The organism is Aurantimonas sp. A2-1-M11 (genome assembly GCF_036549475.1).
Taxonomy (GTDB): domain Bacteria; phylum Pseudomonadota; class Alphaproteobacteria; order Rhizobiales; family Rhizobiaceae; genus Aurantimonas.
In genome coordinates this window covers 1-2,811 of record NZ_JAZHLI010000159.1, presented here as the reverse complement: position 1 = coordinate 2,811, position 2,811 = coordinate 1, and the positions used below count along the sequence as shown (strand labels likewise).

At 57.4% G+C, this 2,811-nt stretch carries 2 protein-coding genes and 1 pseudogene; 1 reads left to right on the top strand and 2 read right to left on the bottom strand.

Annotated features, from left to right (window positions below; translation table 11 throughout):
- Positions 1-111: 111 nt before the first annotated feature.
- Positions 112-558: pseudogene (locus tag VQ042_RS25170) on the bottom strand (transposase); the annotation flags it as partial.
- A 205-nt stretch (positions 559-763) separates the two neighbouring features.
- Here VQ042_RS25170 and VQ042_RS25165 point away from each other — a divergent pair.
- On the top strand, positions 764-2,113 hold the full coding sequence (locus VQ042_RS25165; protein WP_331822984.1) for a nucleotide sugar dehydrogenase: 1,350 nt from the start codon (positions 764-766) through the stop codon (positions 2,111-2,113).
- A 20-nt stretch (positions 2,114-2,133) separates the two neighbouring features.
- Here the strand turns inward: VQ042_RS25165 and VQ042_RS25160 are convergent, their stop codons facing one another.
- Complete coding sequence (locus VQ042_RS25160; RefSeq protein ID WP_331822985.1) at positions 2,134-2,481, bottom strand: tyrosine-type recombinase/integrase; 348 nt, start codon at positions 2,479-2,481, stop codon at positions 2,134-2,136.
- Between the last annotated feature and the right edge of the window lie 330 nt (positions 2,482-2,811).

The following is a 2,811-nucleotide window of genomic DNA, read 5'->3' as shown; positions in this document are numbered from 1 at the left end:
CATGCAGAAGGACGGCTCAAAGGAATCCTTGAAGGGGAAATTCCAAAGGGCAGGCTGGGACAATGCATTCCTCTCTCGCCTGCTCAGCCTGTTCTGAAATGCGATTGCCCTGAGAGGATCATCGCTCAAGGGTGCAATGGATCCCAGCGTCATGTAAGGTGCCTCTGGACGGCCACTTATCGTTCTGCTGGAGCAGGAGGGCGCGGACATGGCGCAGGATGGCCTTGTTGTTTGGGAAGATGCCAGAACCCGCCCCGGGGGACGTCGGTGCGCCGCTTGATCTCGCCGCTCAACCGCTCGATAGGATTCGTGCAGTGCGACTTGGCGCGATGCTCGCAGGGGTAGGCAGGAACATCCTCCTCGGCGCTGTCGAGAATGGTGACGATCTTGGGCATCTTTGGCCGAATATGGTCGGCGACCGAGCGCCTTGCAGGATGGCGGCCTCGGGCATCTCCTGGGCAAGGGCGGTGGCGTAGAAGGTCGACGGACCCGGTAGGGCCGGCGATCGCTCTTGCCGGCAGGGGCCATGACGTGGCGCATGAAGTGCGCTCTGCAGCGCTACGATTGTTTCGGTTAGCACCTCGACGTCTCCGGATACACGGCGCTAAAGCGGCGACGCTATACGACCGAAAAACATTGGCCCTGAGTATGCTGCGGTAGCCGGAAGCGCTTGTCGGAGACAAGCGGTCTTCGGAAACAACAGCAATGCATTCACACCGGCACGATGCAGCAGGACACGAATGAAGCGCGCAGAGGATTTCGAATGAACGAACATGTTAAACAATTCGAGGATCACGCGCTCGGCGAGAAGCTACAGCAAAAAAGTGCCATCGTCGGTGTCATCGGTCTCGGCTATGTTGGTTTGCCGCTTGCCATCGCATGCGCACGCGGCGACTTTGCGACCATCGGATTCGACGTTGACCCGGGGAAGATCAGGGACTTGAACTCCGGCCGGTCCTACATCGATGCCGTGCCAGCCGTGGAACTCGGTTCTCACGTGGAAGCGAAGCGCTTCCGCGCAACAGCAGACTTCGCGGAACTCGTTGACTGCGATGTAATCGTGATTTGTGTGCCGACCCCCCTGACTCGTTACCGCGAGCCAGACCTCCACTATGTAACGACTACGGCCGAAACGATTGCGCGGCATCTGCGGCAAGGGCAACTCGTCGTTCTTGAATCGACGACATTCCCTGGTACGACCGAGGAGGTTGTAAAGCCCATTCTGGAGCAGGATGGGCTCACGAGCGGTTCGGACTTCTTTCTCGGCTTTTCCCCGGAGCGAGAAGATCCCGGAAACGCCACCTACCGCACCGTGACGATTCCGAAAGTGGTCGCGGGCGACGGGCCCGTCGCATCCAACCTAGTTCAGGCGTTTTACGGAAGCGTTGTTGAGAGGGTCGTAGCGGTATCTTCGCCTTCAGTCGCAGAGGCAGTGAAAATCACGGAAAATGTCTTCCGAGCGGTGAACATCGCCCTCGTGAACGAATTAAAGGTAATCTATGACAACATGGGCATCGATGTCTGGGAGGTTATCGATGCCGCCTCTACCAAGCCTTTCGGGTTCATGCCGTTCTATCCTGGGCCGGGCCTGGGCGGCCACTGCATACCGATTGATCCGTTTTATCTTACTTGGAAGGCACGAGAATACGGGTTGTCGACGCGGTTCATCGAGCTCGCTGGTGAAATCAACGTGTCGATGCCAAAGTATGTCATCAGCAAATTGGAGAACGCATTGGATTCCACACAAAAGACGTCCTTGGGATCAGCGCGTGTTCTTATTCTTGGCTTGGCCTACAAGAAGAATGTTTCCGACATTCGTGAAAGCCCATCGTTCAAACTCATGGATCTTCTAGAAAATAGGGGCACCCACGTCGACTATCATGATCCGCATGCGCAAGTGATTCCGCCCACGCGAGAGCACAGCAAGTTTCAGGGGCGACATTCAGTCGAACTCACTCCGGAGTCGATAGCAGGGTATCATGCGATCCTGATTGCTACAGACCACGAAGCAGTCGACTACCGCTTGATCTCTGAACATGCAAAATTGGTGGTCGATACTAGGAACGTTATGGAGAAGCAGGGTCTTGCAACTTCCAACGTCATCAAGTCGTGAGTTTCCGGATCAAAATGAGCTCACAGCTCAGACCAGACATTGTGCTCGGCGCTTTCGAGGTAGCGCGTCAGCACTGCGATGGACTTCCATCCGCCCGCGCGCATGATGGCGGCCGTGTCGCGGCCCGCCTGCAGCAGATCCTGGGCGGCGCCAACGCGCATGGAATGTCCGCTGAACATCGAGATTTCCACCGGATCCACATCAGCCAGTGTTGCTCCGGACTTGATGAGACGCTTCACGGTGGTTTGGCTCAGGCCGCGGTCTACTGCCTTGCCCTTATAGATCGGGCAAAAGAGGTACTGACCCTTCCCGCGCCACTTCAGCCAATCTTGCAGAAGTTGACCGGTCGACGATGACGTGAACGCCAGTCGACTGTCACATCGTCGTCGACCCGCTCCCCGACATCATCCGGGCCAGAAGCGCTCCAGCCTGACCGCCCGGGGTTTTGCCCCTGTTACTGCAACACCCCCAAGCCGCTGCATTCGTTCCTGTTCTCAGCGAAGCTGTTGGATATCAGGCGATTCAATGGCGCAGCCGAACAGGAGGATGGCCTCAGCCCCTCAAAGATCCCGCGAGACAGGCGGTTGTAGCGCGTCAACCATGATGTCCGGTCAGCGACAGCCAAGTTGGCTGGTGCTGCTGCGGCTGGGGTGGTGGTTGTCGTCAGTTTTGGCTGTCGCTCCCTGGTTCGGTTTGGT

Coding starts and splice junctions, on each gene's coding strand:
- VQ042_RS25165 (WP_331822984.1), top strand. CDS start 764: ATGAACGAACATGTTAAACAATTCGAGGATCACGCGCTCGGCGAGAAG.